Raw genomic sequence first — 21,536 nt, 5'->3', positions numbered from 1 at the left:
TCGGTCGCCGCAGGCAGCGATTAGGTTTTCAGGCATGATCTCCACGCCTCGTCCGGACCGGTTCGGGCTCGGGCTGGCCGCGCTCGGCCGCCCCGCCTACATCAACGTCGGCCGCACCGACGCGTTGCCCGCGCACCGCACGGCAGAAGCGATGCGCGAGCACACCGGTCGCGTCCTCGACGCCGCTTACGAGCGCGGAATCCGCTGGGTCGACGCCGCCCGCTCCTACGGCAGCGCCGAAGAGTTCCTCGCCGGCTGGCTCGGCGAACGCGGCCACCAGGGCATCACCGTGTCCAGCAAGTGGGGCTACGCCTACGTCGCCGAGTGGCGCATCGAAACCGAAGTGCACGAGGTCAAGGAGCACTCGGTGGAACGCCTGCGGGAGCAGTGGGCGCAGACCCGCGAACTGCTCGGCGACCGGATCGACCTGTACCAGGTGCACTCGTTGACGCCGGAGAGCCCGCTGTTCGACGACCTGGCGCTGCAGCACGAACTGGCGCGGCTGCGGGACTCCGGGGTCCGGCTCGGGTTCTCCACCAGCGGGGCGGCGCAGGCCGAGGCGATCGAACGGGCCTGGGAGTTGGAGATCGGCGGCAAGCAGCTGTTCAGCGCCGTGCAGTCCACCTGGAACTCACTGGAACCCTCGGCAGGCAGGGCGCTCACCGAGGTGCACCACGGCGGCTGGCGAGTGCTGGTGAAGGAGTCCCTCGCCAACGGCAGGCTCGCGGTGAACCCGCCGGAACTGCTCGCCCGCGTGGCCGCGCGCCACGGCGCCACGCCCGACGCGGTGGCGCTGGCGCACGTGCTCGCCCAACCGTGGGCGGACGTGGTGCTGGTGGGGCCTGCGGACGTGGCGCAGCTGGACTCCAACCTCGCCGCGGCCTCGGTCAGCCTCGACGCGACGGACCTGGGCGAACTGGCCGCCCTGACCCGGGATCCCGCCACCTACTGGGGAGAGCGCTCCGCTCTGCCCTGGCACTGACCCGGCCTCGGATCAGGAGCCCGCCGCGGCGTCCTGGCGGGCGAACCACTCGTGGATGAACTGCCGGCTGTCCGCGGCGAACGGCCAGCCGGGGTCCGCCACCCGCTCGCGGAGCTCCGCCGACGGCATCCACCAGCCGTCGGCGACCTCTTCCGGCTGGTGCACGACCGGGCCGTCCCACCGCACCTCGTAGACGAACCCGTGGTGGCGGACCGAGCCCTCCTCGAACACCGAGCGGAACAGGAAGACGAGCGGCGCGCCCCGGATGCCGAGCTCCTCCGCCAGCTCCCGTTCCGCGCCGACGTCGGGGGTCTCGCCCGCGGCCACGACGCCGCCCGCGAAGCAGTCGTGCGCTCCCGGGTTGACGTCCTTGTGGTCGGTGCGCCGGTGCACGTAGATCGATCGGCCGTCGCCGGAGCGGACCAGGATCGACGTCGCCGCGTGCCACAGGCCGTCCCGCCGCATCCGCCAGCGCGGCGCGGACCCCGCCACGTCGCCCGCCGCGTCGTACACCGCCACCAGTTCGTCCTGAGCGCCCACGGCGGCATCCTCGCAGAAGTCCCCCGGCAGGCCCCGCCGGAGACCCGGTGCCCGCGTCGCCCGGGACCGGGATCCGCCGCTCTCGGACGGAACGCACCCCGTCGGAAACTCTGCTTAACGCGCCGGAACCCGTAGGCTTCCAGGTATGCGGCGGATCATGGGAACCGAAGTGGAGTACGGCATCGTCGTGCCCGGAGATTCGACGGCCAACCCGGTGCTGACCTCCACTCATATCGTGCTCGCCTACGCGGCCGCGGCGGACATCCCGCGCGCTCGCCGCGCCCGGTGGGACTACGAAGTGGAGTCGCCGTTGCGGGACGCCCGCGGCTTCGACCTGGGCGCGTCGACGCCGCAGAGCAACGGCTCCGACAGCGACGACCTCGGCGCCGCCAACGTCATCCTCACCAACGGCGCGCGGCTCTACGTCGACCACGCGCACCCCGAGTACTCCGCCCCCGAGGTCACCAACCCGCGCGACGCGGTGGTCTGGGACAAGGCGGGCGAGCGGGTCATGGAGGAGGCCGCGATCAAAGCGGCCAGCGTGCCCGGCACCCCGCAGATGCAGCTGTACAAGAACAACGTCGACGGCAAGGGCGCCAGCTACGGCACCCACGAGAACTACCTGATGGCTCGGGACACCCCGTTCACCTCGGTCATCGCCGGGCTCACCCCGTTCTTCGCGTCCCGCCAGGTGATGTGCGGCTCCGGGCGGGTCGGGCTCGGGCAGGCGGGGGAGAAGCCGGGGTTCCAGCTCTCGCAGCGCTCCGACTACATCGAGGTCGAAGTCGGCCTGGAGACCACGCTCAAGCGCGGCATCATCAACACCCGCGACGAGCCGCACGCCGACGCCGACAAGTACCGCAGGCTGCACGTCATCATCGGCGACGCGAACCTGGCCGAGACCTCCACGTACCTGAAGGTCGGCACCTCCGCGCTGGTGCTGGACATGATCGAGGCAGGGGAGCGCTTCGACGACCTCAAGCTGGCCGACTCGGTGCAGGCGGTGCACCTGATCAGCCACGACCCGACGTTGCGCCAGACCGTGGAGCTCGCCGACGGCCGCAAGTTCACCGGCCTCGACCTGCAGCGGGAGTACCACGAGCGGGCCGCGCGGCACGTGGCCGCCCACGGCGGCGACCAGGCGGCGAAGGACGTGCTGGCGACCTGGGGCGAGGTGCTCGACCTGCTCGGCGGTGACCCGATGGACTGCGCCGACCGGCTGGACTGGCCCGCGAAGCTGCGGCTGCTGGAGAACTACCGCACCCGCGGCAACCTCGGCTGGGCGTCGCCGAAGCTCCACATGATCGACCTGCAGTACTCCGACGTGCGGCTGGACAAGGGCCTCTACAACCGCCTCGTCGCGCGCGGCTCGATGCGCAGGCTCGTCACCGAGGACGAGGTCCGCGCGGCCGTGACCACCCCGCCGGAGGACACCAGGGCCTACTTCAGGGGCCGCTGCCTGGAGCGCTACCCGGCGGCCGTCGCCGCGGCCTCCTGGGATTCGGTCATCTTCGACCTGGGCAGGGAGTCGCTGGTGCGCATCCCGACCCTGGAGCCGTTGCGCGGCACGCGCGCCCACGTGGGCGAACTGCTCGACGCCGCGGCCAGCGCCGAGGAACTGGTGGACTCGCTGACCCGGGGCTGAGAAGCCCCGGTGGGACGGGCTGCGCAGATGTCCGGGGAGCGGAACCCCGGCGGCTCCTCCGCTGCGGGATCGATTTCTCGTGCCAGCCGTGCACAGCGAAATCGTCGTCCTCGTGGAGGAGCCGCTGAGAACCCGCCGGTGGTCGACCTGCTCGGGCTGGTCGGTGTTCAGCGGATCCGCTGCTGGCAAGACAGCGGAACGAAAGATCATTCCGCTTCGGGCCGTGTGGCCCCTCTGACCAGCGGCTTAGCCGGTCCAGTCGGGACTTCGCCGATCGCGAAAGATCGCAACAATGCCCGCTTGGATGTGGGCGAACAGGGGTTCAGCTAGGTACTGTTCACCTCAGGATGCCCCGTGTTCGGCGACCGTTCGACATCCCCGGCATCCGAACGGACAACCACCGGGAGGGCGAGATGTCCCAGGAAAAGGTCCAGCGGCCCGATGGCGGCGACGGAGACGAGGAGTCGGGTCCCGAAGCAGCCGGTCAGGAACGTCGCGAGAAGCTCGGCGAAGACGTCGACGCCATCCTGGACGAGATCGACGACGTCCTGGAAGAGAACGCCGAGGACTTCGTCCGCGCCTACGTGCAGAAGGGCGGGCAGTAGGCACCGACACCGCGCGGCCGTCGGGCGGGTTCCGGCCCGGCGGCCCCCGCCACGCGGGGCGGTGCTGACCGTCGCTCACGCGGGCGATCTTGATTAGAGTTGCGGTACGGCCCCGATCTTGGGGCCTGCCCCGATCCCGGCCCCGCCGTCGCGGCGGTGGGGCAGTCCTTAGAAGCAGGAGACGATGTCGCCGATGGAATCCAGCGCGGCTCGGAACTTTCCGGGTCAGGCCCTGCCCGCTGCCTACCTCACCTCCGGATCCTCATCGTTCACCGACTTCCTCCAGGCCACCGCCCCGGAACTGCTGCCGGGCAACCGGGACGTCCCGCAAGGCATCGTCGAAGCTCCGCACGGCACCACGATCGTCGCGCTGACCTTCCGCGGCGGTGTCCTGCTGGCCGGTGACCGCCGCGCGACCATGGGCAACCTCATCGCGCAGCGCGACATGGACAAGCTCTACGTCACCGACGCCTACTCCGCCGTCGGTGTCGCGGGCACCGCGGGCATCGCGCTGGAGATGGTGCGGCTGTACGCGATCGAGCTGGAGCACTACGAGAAGCTCGAAGGCGTCCCGCTCTCGCTGGACGGCAAGTCGAACAAGCTCGCCACGATGCTGCGCGGCAACCTGCAGGGCGCGATGGCCGGGCTGGCCGTCGTGCCGCTGTTCGTCGGCTTCGACACCGCGGCCGACGACCCCGAACGGGCCGGGCGGATCATCTCCTACGACATCACCGGCGGGCGCTACGGCGAATCCGGCGGCTTCCACGCGGTGGGTTCCGGCTCGCCGTTCGCGAAGGCGGCGCTCAAGAAGCGCCACGACCCGGACGCCGACGTGGACTCCGCGGTGCGCAACGCGGTCGAAGCCCTCTACGACGCGGCCGACGACGACACCGCCACCGGTGGCCCCGACGTGTCCAGGCGGATCTACCCGACCGTCGTGACGATCACGGCTGCGGAAGGCGCGGTCCGGCTCGCGGAGCAGCAGGCCGCCGAGATCGCCGAGCAGGTCGTGCAGGGACGGTCCGAGAATCCGGGCGGCTGACGCCGCGTTCCCCGCCGCCGTTCCCCCGCCTGAGCACGGTCGCCCCGCCTCCGGGCGGGGGCGCCGAACGATTCGACCCAGGAGTGCACAGCCGTGACGATGCCGTTCTACACCTCGCCCGAACAGCTGATGCGGGAGCGTTCCGAGCTGGCCCGCAAGGGCATCGCCCGCGGACGCAGCGTGGTGGTGCTCAAGTACGCGGGGGGTGTGCTGTTCGTGGCGGAGAACCCGTCCACCACGCTGCACAAGGTCTCCGAGATCTACGACCGGCTCGGATTCGCGGCCGTCGGCCGCTACAGCGAGTTCGAGAGCCTGCGGGTGGCGGGCGTGCGCATCGCCGACTTCCGCGGTTATTCCTACGACCGGCGCGACGTGACCGGGCGGTCGCTGGCCAACACCTACGCCCAGCACCTGGGGGCGATCTTCACCGAGCAGATCAAGCCGTTCGAGGTGGAGATCTGCGTGGCCGAGGTCGGCGCGAGCGCGGAGACCGACCAGCTCTACCGCCTCACCTACGACGGGTCGATCGTGGACGAGCAGCAGTACGTGGTCATGGGCGGCCAGGCCGACACGATCAACACGACGTTGAAGGACTCGTTCGTCGACGGGATGGAGCTCGGCCCTGCCGTGGAGCTGTCGGTGAAGGCGCTGGCCTCCAGCGGCGAGAGCTCCCGCGAGCTGGGCAACAAGCAGCTCGAGGTCGCCGTCCTGGACCGGGCGCGCCCGCACCGGACGTTCCGCCGGATCGCGGGAGCGGCGCTGGAGGCCCTGCTGCCGAAGCCGGAGCCCGCCTCCGACGGTGCGGACGACAAGGCCGCGGCCGACGAGGGGTCCGAGGACGACGGGAAGAGCTCCGGCAACGGGAAGTAGCGTCCGGGCTTGACCTCCAGCGCGGTCGAACTCCCATCGTGGAGTCGTCCGACGGAGGAGGAAGCCCATGATCCAGCTCAACCACACCATCGTGATGGCGCACGACCAGGACCGGACCGCCCGCTTCTTCACCGAGGTCCTCGGCCTGCCTGAAGCAGGGCGGTTCGGGCCGTTCCGCACCGTTCGCCCGGACAACGACGTCACCTTGGACGTGCTCGAATCCGGGGGTGACATCGCCCCGCAGCACTACGCGTTCCTCGTCGGCGAGGAGGAGTTCGACGCGATCTTCGGCCGGATCGTCGAGCGGGACATCACCTACTGGGCCGATCCGCACCACGGCGAGCCGGGCGTGGTGAACACCAGGGACGGCGGTCGGGGCATCTACTTCGACGACCCGAACGGGCACAACCTCGAAATCCTCACCCGCGAGTACGGCAGCGGCCCGGACCAGCGCGGGTGAGCTCCGCGCGCAGCGATCCGCTCGGTGGGACCCCGCAGGCCGAGGAGCTCTTCACGGCCGTTCGGGGCGGTAGACGCTGAGCATGTCGTCGTGCGCGGTGAACGCGAAGCGGTTGCCGCGCGGCCCCACCTCGCCGTCGGTGGCCACCGCGACGGCGGGACCGTGCACGACGACGTCGAGGAATCGGTGGTCGCGCTCGACGTAGGTGTGGCTACGGTGCAGCGCGCCGGTCATCGCCGCGACCACGAACCGCATCCGGGACCACCGCGTATCGGCGCGCACGTAGCGGACGTCGAGCAGGCCGTTGTCCAGCCGCGGTCGCCACGACGGGGCGAACCCGCGCGGCGCGTAGGAACCGTTGCCCACGAACAGCACCCACACCCGTCGCCGGACCCCGTTGAGGTCCACGTCCAGCGGGCTCGACTCGTAGAGCACCCTCGCCAGCGCCGCCGCTCCCGCGGGCCACTTGCCCCAGTGCCCGGTCCACTTCTCCCGGAACCGGACCATGTCGGGGTAGCCGCCCAGGCTGGCGGTGTTGAGGAACCAGCGCGTCGGCCGGTCGTCGACGGCCACGCCGCCGAGATCGACGCGCACCGCGTTGCCCCGGTCGACGGCCTCGGCGACCGAATCCGAGTCGTCCACGCCCGCGTCGCGCGCGAAGTGGTTGAGGGTGCCCGCGGAGAGCACCGCCAGCGGGATCTTCCTGCGGGTGGCCAGCGCCGCGACGGTTGCCACCGTGCCGTCCCCGCCGGCGACGCCCAGCGCGCGCACCGAGTCGCCTTCCCGGTCGAGGGTGGCTTCGAGGCCGGTCAGCACATCGGCGTCCGGTTCGGTGTAGACGACCTTCGCGGCGGGCCAGCGGGTGTTCACCCAGTGCTCCGGGTCGAACGTGCCGTCGCCCGACCCGGGATTGATCAGCACCAGGACGCCTTCGCCGTCGTGCAGCGCGGGGACCTCGGCGGGATGCCGGACCGCGGCGGGCGCGTCCGGCCGCAACGGCCACCAGCGGCGGGTCGCCCACGCCAGGCCGGCGCCGATGGCGGTGCCGCCCAGCACGTCGGTGGGCCAGTGGACGCCGGTGTGCACCCGGGAGTAGCCGACCGCTGCGGCCACCGGGGCGACGGCGAGGCCCAGCACGGGCGACTCCATCGCGACGGCGGTGGCGAACGCGGCGGCGGAGGCGGCGTGCCCGGACGGGAACGACGAGGATTTCGGCGGGTCGCTGAGCCTGCGGTGCCGGGCAACCAGGTGCGCGGCCGGTCGCCGCCGCGGGAACAGCGGTTTGCCCAGCAGGTTCGTCGTCGCGCTCGCCGCGGCGATGGCCGCGATACCTCGCAGCGCGGCCCGGCGCGGCGCACCCTTCCGAGTGCTCAGGCCACCCGCGACCGACAGCCACAGCAAGCTGTGGTTCGCGGCCGTGCTCAGGGCTTTCAGGCCCGGGTCGGCGGCCGTCGCGGGCAGCGCCGCGCTGCGCCGCGCGAGCTCCCGGTCCGCCGCGTCGAGCCTGCCGGTGATCTTGAGTAGCCACTGCCGCACATCTCGAACGCTACCGATGCCCGAACGGCGGACCGCCGATGGTCGCCGATGCGCCTACTGTGGAGGGCATGCAGCGGCGGATCTTCGGCATCGAAACCGAGTTCGGGGTCACCTGCACCTTTCACGGGCAGCGTCGGCTCTCCCCGGACGAGGTGGCCAGGTACCTGTTCCGGCGGGTCGTGTCGTGGGGACGTTCCTCGAACGTGTTCCTGCGCAACGGCGCCCGCCTCTACCTCGACGTCGGCTCGCACCCGGAGTACGCCACGGCGGAGTGCGACGACCTGACACAGCTGGTCACCCACGACAAGGCGGGGGAGCGGATCCTGGAGGACCTGCTCGTCGACGCCGAGCGCCGCTTGGCCGATGAGGGCATCGGCGGCGACATCTTCCTGTTCAAGAACAACACCGACTCGGCGGGCAACTCCTACGGCTGCCACGAGAACTACCTGGTCGGGCGGTCCGGCGAGTTCTCCCGCATCGCGGACGTGCTGCTGCCGTTCCTGGTCACGCGACAGCTGATCTGCGGTGCGGGCAAGGTGCTGCAGACCCCGCGCGGCGCCGTGTACTGCTTGTCCCAGCGCGCCGAGCACATCTGGGAGGGCGTCTCCAGCGCCACGACCCGCTCCCGGCCGATCATCAACACCAGGGACGAGCCGCACGCGGACGCGGAGCGCTACCGCAGGCTGCACGTGATCGTGGGCGACTCGAACATGTCCGAGGTGACGACGCTGCTCAAGGTGGGCACCGCGCACCTGGTGCTGGAGATGATCGAGAGCGGCGTGCAGTTCCGCGATTTCAGCCTGGACAACCCGATCCGGGCGATCCGCGAGATCAGCCACGACCTCACCGGCAGGCGGACGGTCCGGCTGGCCGGTGGCCGAGAGGCCTCGGCGTTGGACATCCAGCGCGAGTACCACAGCCGGGCGGTGGACCACGTCGCTCGCCGCGGCTCGGACCCGATGTCGGAGCGGATCCTGGACCTGTGGGGCCGGGCGTTGGACGCGGTGGAGACGCAGAACTACTCGCTGATCGACCGCGAGGTGGATTGGGCGATCAAGCTGCGGCTGCTGGAGCGCTACCGCACCAAGCACGGCCTGGAGCTGTCCAGCCCGCGGATCGCGCAGCTCGACCTCGCCTACCACGACATCCGGCGCGGCCGGGGCCTGTTCGACATGTTGCAGCGCAAGGACCTGGTCGATCGGGCCACCGAGGACGGGGAGATCGAAGCGGCCAAGGACACGCCGCCGCAGAGCACCAGGGCGAAGCTGCGCGGGGACTTCATCGCCGCCGCGCAGGCCGCCGGGCGCGACTTCACCGTGGACTGGGTGCACCTGAAGTTGAACGATCAGGCGCAGCGCACGGTGTTGTGCAAGGACCCGTTCCGCGCGGTGGACGAGCGAGTGGAGCGGCTCATCGGGTCGTTGTAGCCGACGGCGGACCGACCGATCGGCGGGCCACCCGATGCGGTGAAGCACGACCCGAGGTCCCCTTATCGAACGCAAGTTCGGATAAGGTTGGCGTCAACGCGCCGACGAAGGGATCTCCGCCATGATCACTCAGCCGAAGTTCGCCGTGCTCTACGTCGTGGATCAGGCTCGGCTTCTGGAGTTCTTCTCCGGGACGCTCGGTTTCGAAGTGCTGACCGACGCCCCGTACGGAGAGGGTGCTCGGTGGGTCGAGGTGCGCCCGCCGGGTGCGCGAACGTACCTGGTGCTCGCGGCGGAGGACGCCGAGCTCGCCGAGCAGATCCGGCTCCGCCGCGGGCCGATGAGCACGGTGTGGTTCGACTCCGATGACCTCGACGCGACTTTCGCCGAGCTCAGCGCCAAGGGCGTGTCGTTCCCGGTCGAGCCGCAGGCGGCGCCGTGGGACCCCGGTGGGTCGACGAGATGGGCGCAGTTCGCGGACCCGGAGGGCAACCTCTACGGAATCAGCGCCCAGGACGGCTGAACCGGCCCGGTCGCCGGGTGGTGCGGGTTCAGCGCAGCGGATGCTGGCCGGTGGGGCGGATGAGCAGTTCGTTGACGTCGACGGTGTCGGGCTGGGCGAGTGCGTAGAGCACGGCCCGCGCGATGTCCGCGCCGCGCAGCTTGGGGCGGTCGGCCTGCTCCGGGGTGTTCATCCCGGTCTCCACCAGGCCCGGTTGCAGCAGCGTGACTCGGACGCCGGTGCCGACGCATTCGGCTCGGATGTTCTGAGCCATGCCGGTCACGGCCCACTTGGTCGCGGAGTAGAGGTTGCCGGGTCGGATGCCGCGGCCTGCCGCCGAACCCGTCAGCAGCAGGTGGCCGCTGCTGCGGACGAGCGCGGGCAGTGCGGCGCGTGCGGTGAGCGCCGTGCCGTGCACGTTGGTCAGCACCATCTCGCGCCACTGGTCCGGATCGGCGCCGTCGGTGCCCAGGAACGAGGTGGACACGCTGTGGCCCGCGTTGGCGAACACGGCGTCGAGCCTGCCGAAGTGCTCTTCGGCTCGTTCCACGGCGGAGCTGACCTTGGTCCATTCGGTGATGTCGCACGGCAAGGCCAGCGCGTTCTCGCGGCCGAGCTCTCGGGTCAGCGGATCTAGCCCTTCGGCGGACCTGGAGACGAGGGCGAGGCGGTAGCCGGCGTCGGCCGCGGCTCGGGCGGTCGCCGCGCCGATCCCGCGGGACGCGCCGGTGATGAGCAGGACCGGGGCTGACATGTCCGCAGTGTACGAGCGGAGAGGGTATCCATGAACAACTTTGTGATTGCGAGGTTTTCAGTGTCGAATGAAATGAATGCGGGGCGCCATCGCAACGCGGCTGTCCCCAGGGGGCAGGGGCATCTTCAAAACGGGCTGGGGCGGGAACCGCCCGGTCTCGGGACGTGCCCGAAAGACCTGATCAACTGTGATGGAGCTAGAGTTCAAAAGTGGCCACTGCGCGTGCTGAACGCTTGGTGAACCTGGTGCTGTGCCTGCTCTCGACGCGCCAGTACCTGACGGCGGAGCGAATCAGGGGAATTGTTCCGGGTTACACCGATGCGCCCAATGACGAGGCGTTCTTCCGGACCTTCGAGCGCGACAAGTCCGAATTGCGGGACTTGGGCGTGCCGTTGGAGACCGGCCGGAACTCGGCGTTCGACGCCGCCGACGGCTACCGGATCGCTCGGCGTGACTACGAACTCGGTGACATCGGGCTGGAGCCGGACGAGGCGGCGGCCGTGGCGCTGGCCCTGCGGCTCTGGGACTCTCCGGAACTCACCGGCGCGGCTCGTGGCGCGCTGCTGAAGCTCCGGGCGGCCGGGGTCGACGTCGATGATCGGGCGGCGGGCACGATCGAACCGAAGGTGCGCACCAGCGAGCCCGCCTTCCCCGCGTTGCTCGCGGCGGTGCAGGCGGGACGAGTGGTGGCCTTCGACTACCGGCGGCCGAACGAGGCGCAGGCGCAGCCGCGCACCGTGGAACCGTGGGGCGTGGTGGCGTGGCGAGGTCGCTGGTACCTGGTCGGGCACGACCGGGATCGGCGGGCGTCGCGCTGCTTCCGGTTGTCCCGCGTCGTCGGGGAGCCGCGGGCGCAGGGTCGGCCGGGGGTGGTGAGCCGGCCGCCGGACGTGGATCTGCTGACGCTCGTGGCCGGCGAGCAACGAGGAGCGCCGCCGCGCACGCCGGCGCGGGTCTGGGTGGCGCAGGGGCGCGCGCAGGGCCTGAGGCGGCGGGCGACGGTCGTGGAGACGATGCGGCTCGGTGGCCTCGACGGCGAGGTGCTCGAACTCGACCTGTTCTACCCGGATTCGGCGGCCTCGTGGATCGCGGGCTACGGCCCGGACGTGGCGGTGCTCGAACCGGATGTGCTGCGCAAATCGGTGCACGAAGCGCACCTGGGGGCGGCTGCGGCCGTCGGTGCGCTCGACGTGGCGGAACCTGGGGAGGTGATCGGATGACGACGGGGGCGACGGAGCGACTGCCACGGCTGCTGGCGCTGGTGCCGTACCTGCTCAGCAGGCCGGGGATTCCGGTGGCCGACGCGGCGGCGGACTTCGGTGTCACCGAGCAGCAGCTGCGGCGGGATCTGGAGCTGCTGTGGATGTGCGGTCTTCCCGGTTACGGGCCGGGTGACCTGATCGATCTGTCCTTCGAGAGCGAGACGATCACCGTCACCTACGACGCGGGGATGCGTCGTCCGCTGCGGATGACGGCGTCGGAGGCGACCTCGCTCCTGGTGGCGCTGCGGGCGTTGGCCGACACGCCGGGCATCGCCGACACCGAGGCGGTGCAGCGGGCGTTGTCGAAGGTCGAAGAAGCCGTCGGGCAGGCCGAGCCGACCGGGGTCGTGGTGGGCCTGGTCGGTCGGGAAGGCCCGATGGAGCCGGGGGTGCAGGAGGCCGTGCAGCGGGCCGTGACCGAGCACCGCGCGATGTCCATGCGGTACTACACGGCCTCGCGGGACGAGATCAGCGAACGCACAGTGGATCCGATGCGGCTGGTGATCGTCGACGGGCGCAGCTACCTGGAGGCCTGGTGCCGCTCGGCGACGGCGGTCCGCCGCTTCCGGCTGGACCGCATCGACGCGGCCGAGGTGCTCGACGAGGCGGCGCGGCCACCGCGGGAGGCGGAACCGACGGACTTCTCGGCCGGCTTGTTCCGGCCGATGCCCGATCAGCCGAGTGCGGTGCTCGAACTCGATCCCGATGCCCGGTGGGTCAGCGAGTACTACCCGGTGGACGAGCTCGCCGAGCTGGAACACGGGCGGATCCGGGTGCGGATGCGGTATTCGGATCGTTCGTGGATGGTGCGCCTGGTGCTCGGGCTGGGTGGGCAGGGACGCGTCGTGGAACCCCGCGACCTCGCCGATGACGTGCGACGACGCGCCGAGGAGGCGCTGGCGCGGGCGCATCACGTTCCGTCCCTGTGAGCGCGCTACGGTGATCCGGTGCCTTACGTGTGGAGTCTTGTGCTGTTCGTGGCGGGAGTGTTGCTCCTGCTCGTCCTCCTCGTCCGGTTCTTCACCTTGTTGCGCAGGGTGAAGAAGGTGCAACGCGAGGTCGCCAACGACGTCTCGAACCGGTCCGGTCTGCTGAAAGCACGAATCGCGGGACTCCAGGTGGCGCTGGCCGAGCGTCGTAATGGAGCCGCGTAACGGCCTATCAGACCGACACCTGCCCGCGTACCATTGCGCTCGCAGGAAGCCCCAAGAAAGGTGTGCACTGATGGGTTTGCCAGGTGGGTGGGAGCTCGTACTCATCGTGGGTGTGCTGGTGTTGCTGTTCGGTGCCACCAAGCTGCCGCAGATGGCGCGTTCGCTCGGCCAGTCCGCACGGGTGTTCAAGGCTGAGGCTCGTGGGATGAAGGAAGACGAGGCCGCCGCGAAGCGCGACAAGGAGTCGGTGTCCGAGCCGCAGCAGCTCACCACCGGTGAGGCCAGTGCGCCGGTGACCGCGTCCAACGCGGAAGAGGCGCAGCGCAAAGAAACCAAGAACTGATCGGGGACGGAACGCACGGTGAGTTCAAACCCGTTCCGCCGTTTGAACCCGTGGCGCGGTGACCGTCGCCGTTGGGGTCGTCGGCACAACCCCGACGGCACCATGACCTTGATCGATCACCTCTACGAATTGAGGTATCGGCTGGGTTGGGCGGCCTTCGGCATCCTGGTCGGCGCGATCTTCGGCTTCATCTGGTTCTCGAACCACGTGTTCGGGCTTCCGACGCTCAGCGACATCTTGATCCGGCCGTACTGCCAGCTGCCGGCGAGCGTGCGGTTCAGCCCCAACGGCGAGTGCCAGCTGTTGCAGACGAAGGCCTTCGAGGTCTTCATGCTGCAGCTGAAGGTCGGCATCGCCGTCGGTGCTCTGTTGTTCAGCCCGCTGTGGCTGTACCAGCTGTGGGCGTTCATCACGCCGGGACTGCACGCGAACGAGCGCAAGTTCGCTCGTACCTTCGTGACGATCGCGAGCCTGCTGTTCGTGTTCGGCGCGGTGCTGGCGTACTTCGTCGTTCCCGAGGGCCTGGGCTTCATGACCAGCTTCGGCGGCGGCGCGTTCTTCACCGCGCTGACCGGTGGCGAGTACATCAACTTCGTGCTCCTGATGCTGCTCATGTTCGGCATCAGCTTCGAGATGCCGCTGGTGCTGGTGATGTTGAACCGGGCCGGTGTGGTCAGCTACGTGAAGCTGAAGAGCTGGTGGCGAGGCATCGTGTTCGGACTGTTCGTGCTGGCGGCCATCGCCACGCCGGGGCAGGACCCGTTCTCGATGCTGGCGCTGGCCGGGTGCCTGGTGATCCTGTTCTTGGTCGCCATGGTCATCTGCCGGGCGCACGATCGCTCCAAGGCGAAGAAGCTGGCCGCGCAGGGCATGAACATGGACGATGTGGACCTCGACGAGGCGTCGAAGGTCGACTACCGGGCATCGTCGCTGGACACCTCCGCTTCGGAGTCACGGGTCGGCAGCGCTGACGACGCCACCTGATCCCGTTCAAGCCTCCCGATGAGTTCGTCGCTCGTCCCCCGTCGCTGCGGTGACGGGGGACGAGCGCGTGAGCAAGCCGGGTACCCGCGTGGTGTCAGCTTCCTCGTTTCTGGAACTCGACCTCGCCCAGTTCGATGTGCTTGCCGCGGGTGACGCCGGTCGTCTCGTGGACCACGAGCCGGATTTGCCGCACGTTGCTGATCTGGATGGGGAACTGCTTCGCTTCGTGGGCTGAGCCGAGTATCCAGGTGGGCTGGGGGTGGACGCGTCCGTTCGAGTCGGTGATGATGGCCTCCACCCGGGTGGGACGGGCTTGGGCTTGGAACGCGTTTCCCGGCGGCCCCGTCGTGACGAGCACGTTCAACAGCCGGAATGGCGGATCGAACTCGAACTCGATCCATTCGCCGACGTCGGTGGTTCCCCACCCCTGGTTGGTGAACTCGTCGACCGCCGCGGTCGCGGGATGGCCGGCGATCTCGCTGCTCGCAGTGATCTTCGTCGGTTGGAGGTTCGAGGGCGCCATGGTCTTGTCGAGGACGTCCTGCACCAGCCATTGGCCGAACGGGAAGAGCAGGACGGCGCCGATCACGAGTGCGAGGACCACGCTGAGGATCGTCAGCCGCCGCCACAACCAGCCGAGACCGTTGCCGTCGGATCGCTTCTTGCGCAGCCAGCGCGTCGGCTCGGGCTCCGGTTCGATCAGCTGCGTCGCGCAGCGCACGCAGAAGCGCCGGTCCGGTGGGTTGGGAGTGCCGCAGGAGCGGCACGGCGGGCCGTCCTGGGGGTTGCTGGGGACGACGGTGTTCGATTCGGGTCGGGGCGCCACGGGTTTCGCGGGCTGGACGGCGACGGGTTCTTCGGCTTCCGGGGCGGGGCCGGTATCGGGACGAGCGTGGCGCCCTGGTGGCGCCTCGGGTCGGGGCGGGCCCGCAGCGGGACGCGGACCAGGTGGCGATCCCGGGGCGGGACGCGGACCAGGCGGTGGCGGAGCGGGGGCCTGCCCAGGTGGTGGTTGCGGAGCGGCGGGCCGGGAAGGTGGTGGTGGCGCCGGTTTCTTCACGGTGGCGTCCCAGCCGAGGTAGGAGCCGCAGTTGCCGCAGAAGTCGTCGGTTTCGGCTGTGTGCGCACCGCAGGTCGGGCAGGGACGCATCATGATCGCCTCCGTTCTTGCTGAGGTGGCTCGGGCATGACCTCGACGGTGCACGTCAGGTGCACCGGGCAGCTCGAGTTGACCAGCGCGACGACCTGGTCGCGGTCCACCGCCGAGCGACCGGCCCACACCTGCACCCGTGCTTCGGTCGTGGGCGCGCCGGGTAGCGGGGTGGCGGGCCGGGTGGACCAGGCCGCGCCGGGACCGTCGAGCACGCGGGCGTGCACGCCGAGGCAGAGCCAGAGCCGGTCGACGAGTCCGCGCGCGGTGCCGCGCCAGCGGTGCAGTTCGACGGCGCGGATCACGACGGCGCGCCGCAGTTCCGGGGGCCAACCGGGATCCAGTTCCATCGCCACCCAGCCGGCGATCCAGGCGACGAAGTCCTCCGGTGCCACCCGGGGGTCGAAGTAGTACGCCAGGTTGTCCAATGTGGACAAGATGGGTGCGAGCACGGTGTCCAGACCGGCGGTGAACCGCTGGGCGAGGTCGTCGCCCGCGTACAGTCCGGGCAGCTGCTCCCCGAGCGGGTAGCGGCTGGGTAGACCGGGCACTGCCTGTCGGGTCATCTCGGCTCCGCACCGTCCGGCGGGTTGACCACGACCTGGTGCTGGTGCGAGAAGACCAGCGCGTGCCGCGCGAGGTCGATGCGGTCGGCCGGGCTGCCGCGCCTGCCGGTGATCGGGTCGGCCGGGAACAGCCGCACTTCCTCGACCAGGCCGACGCCCGCGACGCGCTGGAGCACGGCGAAGATCTCCCCGGACTGCACGGGATGCCCGAAGGGCCAGCCGGTTTCGTCGACGCCGCCGTGCAACGGGTTGATGTAGCGGTAGAGCGCGTCGAGGGCGTCGTTGTTGATCCGGTTCACGTCGTCGCCGGTGGCGCGCATCCGGGCCACGACGGTGATCCCTTGGTAGAACGGCGGTTCCACGATGAGCCGGGCACCGAGCAGCCGCCGTTCGTTGAGCCGGGCGGCGACCGTGGACAGCAGTTGTTCGGAGGGGATGAGCTGCTCGAAGCGGATGCGATCACCGGTGTCGGGGACGGCGTCGGGCACGACGAGCACCCGAGCGGCACCGGGTTCGTGGTCGCTGCCCGCGGGCAGGCACCGGATTCGGGCCGCCGCGGGTGCCGCTTGGCGGGCGATCTGCTCGTGGTCGGCCGCGGTGACGGCGCGTTCCTGGAGTTGGAGTTGTTGCGGCGCACGCACTTTCGCCTCGGACACGGTTTCGCCGTCGATGCCGCCGATGGCGGCTTCGCGGTTCTCCACGTCGGAGATGTAGGGCACCGAGCTGCGCAGCACGGAGATCGCACCGCGCGCCACGTTGCCCGCTCGCCCGCCGCCGGTGCGGTAGCGCGCGACGCGGATCTGCGCGCCTTTGGCGGGCACCGCGCCCCAGTTCCGCAGGCTGCCGTCGGGAACGCGCACGGCGGGCGGAAAGCTGAACTGGCCGGTCGCCGCGTCGAGCGTGACGTGCCGGTCGGCGTGCCCGGAGCGGCCGAAGTGGTCCACGACGGTCCAGTCCTCCCAGCCTTCACCGTCGGACACCTGCACCACGACCGGTTCGCCGTCGGTGAGCACCGGGGCCTCTTCGAGGGTGAATCGCTGCCCCGGCACGCCGGCTGATTCGCCCAGCAGCACCTCGGTGTGGGTTTCGGCGTGTTCGACGGTGGTGGTGCCGCCGACGGTGGCGACCTCGGCGACGCGGACGGTGGGGGATTCGGAGTAGAACGGTTGGCCCGCTTCGGGTTCCACGACGCGGCAGCGCAGCCAGCCCGCGCGCACTCCGGCGACGGCGGACGGCGCGTGACCGGGGCCGACCTGTAGGACGACTTCGCCGGGCTTGTTGAGCCCGCCGGTGGAGTCGTCGAAGGTTTCGCACTCGGCCCAGCCGGTTCCGTCCCAGGCTTCCCAGACCAGCGGTGGCTGGCGCGGATCGACGCCGATCCCTTCGACTTGGCTGTCGAGCTGCACGGCGATCACGCAGCGGGGCACGGCGTTGCTGAGCCCGAACAGCATGGCGTCACCGGGGGCGGGTTCGGCCTGGAAGCAGGGCACGTCCCGCTCCGCGCCGAGGTCGCCGGTGCGGTCCTCGATGGCGCCCGCCGCTGAGATCGTCACCAGGGTGCGCAGTTCGCACGGGACGATCGGCAGGTCGTCCACGGTGGCGAACACGACGTCCTGTTCGAGTTCGGAGTGCGCGGTGGCGACTTCGGTGCCGCGGTCCAACAGCACGGTTTCCTGCTGCGCGGCGGAAAGCCAGAACGTGACGTCACCGCGCGCGGCGGCCGGTGGGAACAGCCGCACGCCCATCAGGTCGAGGAACGCGAGGTAGTTCTTCTCCGGGACGCGGTTGAGCCGGTAGATCAGCTGATCCACCATGTGCGCGAAGGTCTCGATGAGCGTGACACCGGGATCGGAGACGTTGTGGTCGGTCCATTCCGGGGCGCGTTGCTGCACGTAGCGCTTGGCTTCGTCGACGAGTTCCTGGAATCGGCGATCGTCGAGGTTGGGGGAGGGGATCGCCATCAGGCCGCGCCTCCCGTCTCGGATTCGCCCGCGTCCGGGATGGTGTAGAAGGGGAACACGAGGTTGCGGCGGTCGTTGGTGGAGCGCAGCGTGTAGTGCACGTCGATGTAGAGCACGCCTTCCTCGTCGTCGTCGGCCGCGACCACCACGTCGGTGACTTCGATCCGCGGTTCCCAGCGATGCAGCGCGCTGCGCACTTCGTAGGCGATGCGCCCGGCGGTGGCGCCGTCGGCGGGGGCGAACACGTAGTCGTGCACGCCGCAGCCGAATTCGGGGCGCATGGGGCGTTCGCCGGGTGCGGTACCGAGCACGAGCCGGATGGCCTCTTCGATCTCCTGCTCCCGTTCGACGAGGCCGATGCCGCCGGTGGCGCTGACGCGCAGCGGGAATCCCCAGCCGCGGCCGATGAACCGTTCGCTCACATCGGACCTCCGATCAGGACGTTGGGGGCGCCGATGATGACCTGCGCGCCGCAACTGCTCTTGTCCAGCATCTTCGCCGCAGGCAGGTTGCCGATGAGCACGATTCCACCGCGCGGCGGGCTGGGGATCAGCACGTTGGCCGGTCCGAGCAGGGCGTGCGGGGGGTTGGGGCAGATGACCTGGCTGCCGGTGACCGCGGCGGGTTTGCCGCCGATGAGCACGGTGGCGACCCGGACCGCCGCGGGCGGTGGTGGTGGGCCCACGGTGCCCCCGTGATTGGTGGGGTCGCCGAGGCGGGCGGCTGGGGGCATCGCGGAACTCCTTGTGCTGCGGGAAGAACAGGTCAGTTGATCCGGACGATGGGGGCGCGGAGGCTGGCGGTGGCGCCGCCGTCGACGTCGGCGGCGACCTTGCCGGAGAGCGAGGCCTTGGTATTGGCGTTGATCGCGGCGTTGAGCGTGGCGTCGACGGAGATGTTCTTGCCCTTGAGGTTGATGTCGCCGGTGGTCGCGTCGAGGGTGATGCCGCGCGAGTCCAGCGTCATGGAGCTGAGCGCTCGCCGGCCGGTGCGGTCCTTGACGGCGATCTCGATCGAGTTCTTCTTCTCGTCGAGCCGGATTTCGAGCCGGTCGTTGCCGCTGGCGATGCGCACGCCCGGCGGTCCCTTCTTGGCGTCGAGCAGTTCGAGCCGGTGTCCCGTGCGGGAGACCAGCGAGCGGCGTCCGACCTTGCTGCCTTCGAGCAGTTTCGTCTTGTGCTCGGACGGTTTGTCCTTGCCGTTGTAGAGCCCGCCGAGCACGTACGGCCGGTCCAGCAGGCCCTGCTCGAAGCCGACGAGCACTTCGTCACCGACGTCCGGGCTGATCACGCCGCCGCCTTGTCCGCCGAGCTGCACGGTGCGCGCCCAGTCGGACACGTACTTGGCGTCGAGCCAGGGGAACGTGAGCTTCACCCAGCCCCGTTGGCCGTTGGCGGGCTCCTTGATGTCGGTGACGATCGCGTTGGCCACGCCGGGGATGCGCGGGCCGTGGTCGGGTGGGTTGGCGCCGGCGGCGAGCCCGGCCAGTGACCGGTCCGGGGTCGTGCTGACCAGCACGGTCGTGCGGTAGCCCTGGCCCGGTTCGATGACGTGGTGCACGGCGGTCGCGGTGTACTTGCCGGAGAACTTCGCCCCCGCGTTGCCGAGGGCCACCGGAACTCCGGCGCGCAGCTTGGGATCGCCTTCGACGACGGCTTCGATCTCGCCGAGTCCGGCGCTCAGCGATGTGGCGAGCGAGTCCGCGACGGCGTTGGCCTCCGCCTGCGTGCCGTAGGGCGTGTCGGTGACGACCATGCTGTTGTTCTTGCCGAACTTGGCGGTCGCCTGCGCCGGGGTGAGTCCAGGGACGATGGTCTTGCTGCGGGTGATGGATTTGTCGGCGATCACGGGTTTCTTGGTCTTCACGTCCCACCCGCGGACTTGGACCTTGTGGACCTGGTCGGAGGAGGTGAGCACCGCGCGCAACGCCATCAGGTTGCGGCCGTACTCCAGCACGAACGGGCTCTTCGCCGCCGACGTCGTCGGGGCCGGTGCGGAGGAGGCAGGGGTGAGCGGGGCGAAGTCGAGCTTGCCGAGTTCGTCGACCCGCACGGTGACGCCGTGTTCTTCGGCCAGGTTCTGCAGGAATTCCCAGTCCGAGATGTTGGGCTGGGCCAGCTGCGTGTAGGTGATCTTCTTGGCTTGGATCTTGCCGGGTTTGAGCCCCGCGCCTTTGGCGACCTTGCGCACGATCGCGTCGGCGTTCATGTTCTTGAATGCCGTCACTTTCCGGCCGCGCTGCAACCGGTGCGCCTTGTTCGTGGCCCGCACCACGGTGAACGAGCCCGTGCTGTCGGAGTCCAGTTCCAGCGCTGTGACCTCACCGGCGAACAGCTTCTCCGGGGTCTTGGCGCCCGCGGTCGCCATCGACACCGTCAGCGGCGAGCCGATGCTGATGCCGGTGGCGGTGAGCAGTTCGTGGTTGGGGTCGCGGAAGGTCACCGTCGCCGTGTCGGGCAGTCCCACGTTCTCGTCGACGACGCAGGAGCTGAGCTGGTCCTGCCAAACATCTGGTAGCTTGCCGGGGGTTTTGACGATCGGGTCGGCGGCGAACGACCGGCCGTCCTGTTCTGCCGCTGCGCCCATCACGCACCGTCCTGTTCGGCTTCGTCGAGTGCCGGCACGAGCAGTTCGCTGCCGGGCACCAGGATCATCGGGTCGTCGATCTCGTTGGCGGCGGCCACGATCCGCCACGCGGTGGCGTCGCCGTATTCCCGCCACGCGAGCTGCGGCAGGCTGTCGCCCGCGACGACGCGGTGGGTGCGGCGGGAGTTCTCGGCGCCGGAGGTGGGGTTCTGGCCGGGTGTGTCGACGCTGGCTTCCTCGATGCCCAGCGAGCAGGTGGCGCGCAGCGGCTTGCCGTCCACGTCGAACAGCGAGTAGTCCACCGAGAAGCTGGAGAGCACTCCGTCGAAGGAGGTGGTCCGGGCGGTGCCCCATTCGAACCGGATCCACGGGCTGGCGGGCGTCTTGGCCGCGAGGCTCTTCGGCGTGGGCACGCAGGCCGTCATGAGGTCTTCGACCTTCTTCTCCACCGAGTTGTCGTGCTTGGCGGTGGCGTCCAGGAACACTTCCAGCTGCAGGGAGCGCGGTCCGCTGCCGACGAACTCGGGCAGCGCCGATTCGCTGGCCATCCGGGCCGGTTTGCGCCGCCACTCGGTGCTCTTGGTCAGCGCGAGCTTGTTCGGGTTGAACTGGAACTTGACGCGTTTGATCGTCGCGCCGGGTTTCGCCCCGACCTTGGCGGGCGGTTCCATGATCAGGATTTCGGCGCGGGCGAGGTTCTTGCCCGATGTGGCGGCCATCCGGCCCCTCCTCTCAGGATGGTTGCAGACCTTCGTGGGCGATTTCGAGGGTTTCCACCGCGGCTTGGGAGCTGGACGGGTCGAACGACGGGCCTTGCCAGCTGACGGGCACGATGCCGATCACCTGCCAGCGGGCGATGGGCTTCAGGTTCGGCTTCAGCGCGACGATCTCGCCGTTCTTGCGTTCGGCGCGGCGCATCGTGTCCGAGAGCCACTTCGAGATCTTGGTGGTGTCCTTGGTGACCGGGCGGGTCAGCGTGATGTTGGTCCAGGTGATGCGGGTGGGCAGTTGCCAGGAGAAGGAGTTGTTGCCGCCTTCGGCGAACTGCTCCACCTCGACCTGCGCGCCGAGCCCGGAGCAGGTGTGGAAGCGGCCGAGGTCGTTGCCGCCGATGGCCAGCCGGAAGAACACGCTGCTGGCGAAGATGTCTTCGGACATCGTTGGTTC

Annotated in this window: 24 protein-coding genes; 13 read left to right on the top strand and 11 right to left on the bottom strand. The window is 69.9% G+C overall.

What is annotated here, in order from left to right:
* The first annotated feature begins 34 nt into the window (after window positions 1-34).
* Window positions 35-982, top strand: a complete 948-nt coding sequence (locus tag OOZ19_RS21420; RefSeq protein ID WP_266091932.1) for an aldo/keto reductase — start codon at window positions 35-37, stop codon at window positions 980-982.
* Between the two features lie 12 nt (window positions 983-994).
* On the opposite strand, the gene OOZ19_RS21415 is transcribed toward OOZ19_RS21420, so the two are convergent.
* A complete protein-coding gene (locus OOZ19_RS21415; RefSeq protein WP_266091931.1) occupies window positions 995-1,522 on the bottom strand; it encodes an NUDIX hydrolase in 528 nt (175 codons plus the stop codon).
* Window positions 1,523-1,667: 145 nt separating this feature from the next.
* Here OOZ19_RS21415 and dop point away from each other — a divergent pair, with 145 nt between their 5' ends.
* The 5 genes from dop to OOZ19_RS21390 all read left to right on the top strand — a co-directional run bounded on the left by dop (window position 1,668) and on the right by OOZ19_RS21390 (window position 6,144).
* Window positions 1,668-3,167 (top strand): depupylase/deamidase Dop, encoded by a 1,500-nt coding sequence (dop, locus tag OOZ19_RS21410; RefSeq protein WP_266091930.1) that lies wholly within the window; start codon window positions 1,668-1,670, stop codon window positions 3,165-3,167.
* 413 nt (window positions 3,168-3,580) lie between these two features.
* A complete protein-coding gene (locus OOZ19_RS21405) occupies window positions 3,581-3,772 on the top strand; it encodes a ubiquitin-like protein Pup (RefSeq protein WP_184478281.1) in 192 nt (63 codons plus the stop codon).
* 193 nt (window positions 3,773-3,965) lie between these two features.
* Complete coding sequence (prcB, locus tag OOZ19_RS21400; RefSeq protein ID WP_266091929.1) at window positions 3,966-4,814, top strand: proteasome subunit beta; 849 nt, start codon at window positions 3,966-3,968, stop codon at window positions 4,812-4,814.
* Window positions 4,815-4,907: 93 nt separating this feature from the next.
* Window positions 4,908-5,684, top strand: a complete 777-nt coding sequence (prcA, locus tag OOZ19_RS21395) for a proteasome subunit alpha (RefSeq protein ID WP_266091928.1) — start codon at window positions 4,908-4,910, stop codon at window positions 5,682-5,684.
* A gap of 67 nt (window positions 5,685-5,751) precedes the next feature.
* Entirely contained in the window at window positions 5,752-6,144 is a 393-nt protein-coding gene (locus tag OOZ19_RS21390; RefSeq protein WP_266091927.1) for a VOC family protein, read from the top strand.
* Window positions 6,145-6,195: 51 nt separating this feature from the next.
* Here OOZ19_RS21390 and OOZ19_RS21385 read toward each other — a convergent pair whose 3' ends face one another.
* On the bottom strand, window positions 6,196-7,680 hold the full coding sequence (locus OOZ19_RS21385) for a bifunctional phosphatase PAP2/diacylglycerol kinase family protein (protein ID WP_266091926.1): 1,485 nt from the start codon (window positions 7,678-7,680) through the stop codon (window positions 6,196-6,198).
* 68 nt (window positions 7,681-7,748) lie between these two features.
* Here OOZ19_RS21385 and pafA point away from each other — a divergent pair, with 68 nt between their 5' ends.
* Window positions 7,749-9,107 (top strand): Pup--protein ligase, encoded by a 1,359-nt coding sequence (pafA, locus tag OOZ19_RS21380; RefSeq protein WP_266091925.1) that lies wholly within the window; start codon window positions 7,749-7,751, stop codon window positions 9,105-9,107.
* 121 nt (window positions 9,108-9,228) lie between these two features.
* Complete coding sequence (locus tag OOZ19_RS21375; RefSeq protein WP_266091924.1) at window positions 9,229-9,630, top strand: VOC family protein; 402 nt, start codon at window positions 9,229-9,231, stop codon at window positions 9,628-9,630.
* A gap of 28 nt (window positions 9,631-9,658) precedes the next feature.
* On the opposite strand, the gene OOZ19_RS21370 is transcribed toward OOZ19_RS21375, so the two are convergent.
* Window positions 9,659-10,363, bottom strand: coding sequence for an SDR family oxidoreductase (locus OOZ19_RS21370; protein ID WP_266091923.1), 705 nt, complete (start codon window positions 10,361-10,363; stop codon window positions 9,659-9,661).
* Window positions 10,364-10,572: 209 nt separating this feature from the next.
* Between OOZ19_RS21370 and OOZ19_RS21365 the strand changes: the two genes are divergently transcribed.
* From OOZ19_RS21365 to tatC, 5 genes are all read left to right on the top strand, one after another.
* A complete protein-coding gene (locus OOZ19_RS21365; protein WP_266091922.1) occupies window positions 10,573-11,583 on the top strand; it encodes a helix-turn-helix transcriptional regulator in 1,011 nt (336 codons plus the stop codon).
* Window positions 11,580-12,554, top strand: a complete 975-nt coding sequence (locus OOZ19_RS21360) for a helix-turn-helix transcriptional regulator (RefSeq protein WP_266091921.1) — start codon at window positions 11,580-11,582, stop codon at window positions 12,552-12,554. Before OOZ19_RS21365 ends, OOZ19_RS21360 begins: the two co-directional genes overlap by 4 nt.
* A gap of 18 nt (window positions 12,555-12,572) precedes the next feature.
* Window positions 12,573-12,779 carry a bacteriophage holin gene (locus tag OOZ19_RS21355; protein WP_266091920.1) on the top strand — a complete coding sequence of 69 codons (207 nt, stop codon included), beginning with the start codon at window positions 12,573-12,575 and terminating at the stop codon, window positions 12,777-12,779.
* 70 nt (window positions 12,780-12,849) lie between these two features.
* Entirely contained in the window at window positions 12,850-13,122 is a 273-nt protein-coding gene (tatA, locus tag OOZ19_RS21350; protein WP_266091919.1) for a Sec-independent protein translocase subunit TatA, read from the top strand.
* Between the two features lie 102 nt (window positions 13,123-13,224).
* Entirely contained in the window at window positions 13,225-14,106 is an 882-nt protein-coding gene (tatC, locus tag OOZ19_RS21345; RefSeq protein ID WP_266091918.1) for a twin-arginine translocase subunit TatC, read from the top strand.
* 94 nt (window positions 14,107-14,200) lie between these two features.
* Here the strand turns inward: tatC and OOZ19_RS21340 are convergent, their stop codons facing one another.
* The 8 genes from OOZ19_RS21340 to OOZ19_RS21305 form a co-directional block, all read right to left on the bottom strand.
* A complete protein-coding gene (locus OOZ19_RS21340; RefSeq protein ID WP_266091917.1) occupies window positions 14,201-14,737 on the bottom strand; it encodes a discoidin/SUN/FTP domain-containing protein in 537 nt (178 codons plus the stop codon).
* Between the two features lie 518 nt (window positions 14,738-15,255).
* The gene (locus OOZ19_RS21335) at window positions 15,256-15,822 is read right to left on the bottom strand and encodes a phage tail protein (RefSeq protein ID WP_266091916.1); all 567 of its coding nucleotides are present in this window, start codon (window positions 15,820-15,822) and stop codon (window positions 15,256-15,258) included.
* Entirely contained in the window at window positions 15,819-17,783 is a 1,965-nt protein-coding gene (locus tag OOZ19_RS21330) for a putative baseplate assembly protein (protein WP_266091915.1), read from the bottom strand. Before OOZ19_RS21330 ends, OOZ19_RS21335 begins: the two co-directional genes overlap by 4 nt.
* Complete coding sequence (locus tag OOZ19_RS21325) at window positions 17,783-18,205, bottom strand: GPW/gp25 family protein (protein ID WP_266091914.1); 423 nt, start codon at window positions 18,203-18,205, stop codon at window positions 17,783-17,785. The genes OOZ19_RS21330 and OOZ19_RS21325 overlap by 1 nt, the downstream gene beginning before the upstream one ends.
* Entirely contained in the window at window positions 18,202-18,516 is a 315-nt protein-coding gene (locus OOZ19_RS21320) for a PAAR domain-containing protein (protein WP_266091913.1), read from the bottom strand. The genes OOZ19_RS21325 and OOZ19_RS21320 overlap by 4 nt, the downstream gene beginning before the upstream one ends.
* A 32-nt stretch (window positions 18,517-18,548) precedes the next feature.
* Window positions 18,549-20,369: a VgrG-related protein gene (locus tag OOZ19_RS21315; RefSeq protein ID WP_266091912.1), complete on the bottom strand. Its 1,821-nt coding sequence runs from the start codon at window positions 20,367-20,369 to the stop codon at window positions 18,549-18,551.
* Complete coding sequence (locus tag OOZ19_RS21310) at window positions 20,369-21,088, bottom strand: CIS tube protein (RefSeq protein WP_266091911.1); 720 nt, start codon at window positions 21,086-21,088, stop codon at window positions 20,369-20,371. Before OOZ19_RS21310 ends, OOZ19_RS21315 begins: the two co-directional genes overlap by 1 nt.
* Window positions 21,089-21,101: 13 nt before the next feature.
* The gene (locus OOZ19_RS21305) at window positions 21,102-21,527 is read right to left on the bottom strand and encodes a phage tail protein (protein ID WP_266091910.1); all 426 of its coding nucleotides are present in this window, start codon (window positions 21,525-21,527) and stop codon (window positions 21,102-21,104) included.
* Window positions 21,528-21,536: the final 9 nt, after the last annotated feature.

Source organism: Saccharopolyspora sp. NFXS83 (assembly GCF_026241095.1).
Lineage (GTDB): Bacteria > Actinomycetota > Actinomycetes > Mycobacteriales > Pseudonocardiaceae > Saccharopolyspora_C.
Note: the sequence above shows the minus strand (reverse complement) of the source record. Positions and strands in the feature narration are given on the sequence as shown.

Excerpts from the sequence above, each read along its gene's own strand:
- OOZ19_RS21420 (WP_266091932.1), top strand. The coding sequence starts at position 35 with ATGATCTCCACGCCTCGTCCGGACCGGTTCGGGCTCGGGCTGGCCGCG.
- dop (WP_266091930.1), top strand. The coding sequence starts at position 1,668 with ATGCGGCGGATCATGGGAACCGAAGTGGAGTACGGCATCGTCGTGCCC.
- OOZ19_RS21405 (WP_184478281.1), top strand. The coding sequence starts at position 3,581 with ATGTCCCAGGAAAAGGTCCAGCGGCCCGATGGCGGCGACGGAGACGAG.
- prcB (WP_266091929.1), top strand. The coding sequence starts at position 3,966 with ATGGAATCCAGCGCGGCTCGGAACTTTCCGGGTCAGGCCCTGCCCGCT.
- OOZ19_RS21390 (WP_266091927.1), top strand. The coding sequence starts at position 5,752 with ATGATCCAGCTCAACCACACCATCGTGATGGCGCACGACCAGGACCGG.
- pafA (WP_266091925.1), top strand. The coding sequence starts at position 7,749 with ATGCAGCGGCGGATCTTCGGCATCGAAACCGAGTTCGGGGTCACCTGC.
- OOZ19_RS21375 (WP_266091924.1), top strand. The coding sequence starts at position 9,229 with ATGATCACTCAGCCGAAGTTCGCCGTGCTCTACGTCGTGGATCAGGCT.
- OOZ19_RS21370 (WP_266091923.1), bottom strand. The coding sequence starts at position 10,363 with ATGTCAGCCCCGGTCCTGCTCATCACCGGCGCGTCCCGCGGGATCGGC.
- OOZ19_RS21360 (WP_266091921.1), top strand. The coding sequence starts at position 11,580 with ATGACGACGGGGGCGACGGAGCGACTGCCACGGCTGCTGGCGCTGGTG.
- tatA (WP_266091919.1), top strand. The coding sequence starts at position 12,850 with ATGGGTTTGCCAGGTGGGTGGGAGCTCGTACTCATCGTGGGTGTGCTG.
- tatC (WP_266091918.1), top strand. The coding sequence starts at position 13,225 with ATGACCTTGATCGATCACCTCTACGAATTGAGGTATCGGCTGGGTTGG.
- OOZ19_RS21335 (WP_266091916.1), bottom strand. The coding sequence starts at position 15,822 with ATGACCCGACAGGCAGTGCCCGGTCTACCCAGCCGCTACCCGCTCGGG.
- OOZ19_RS21330 (WP_266091915.1), bottom strand. The coding sequence starts at position 17,783 with ATGGCGATCCCCTCCCCCAACCTCGACGATCGCCGATTCCAGGAACTC.
- OOZ19_RS21320 (WP_266091913.1), bottom strand. The coding sequence starts at position 18,516 with ATGCCCCCAGCCGCCCGCCTCGGCGACCCCACCAATCACGGGGGCACC.
- OOZ19_RS21315 (WP_266091912.1), bottom strand. The coding sequence starts at position 20,369 with ATGGGCGCAGCGGCAGAACAGGACGGCCGGTCGTTCGCCGCCGACCCG.
- OOZ19_RS21310 (WP_266091911.1), bottom strand. The coding sequence starts at position 21,088 with ATGGCCGCCACATCGGGCAAGAACCTCGCCCGCGCCGAAATCCTGATC.
- OOZ19_RS21305 (WP_266091910.1), bottom strand. The coding sequence starts at position 21,527 with ATGTCCGAAGACATCTTCGCCAGCAGCGTGTTCTTCCGGCTGGCCATC.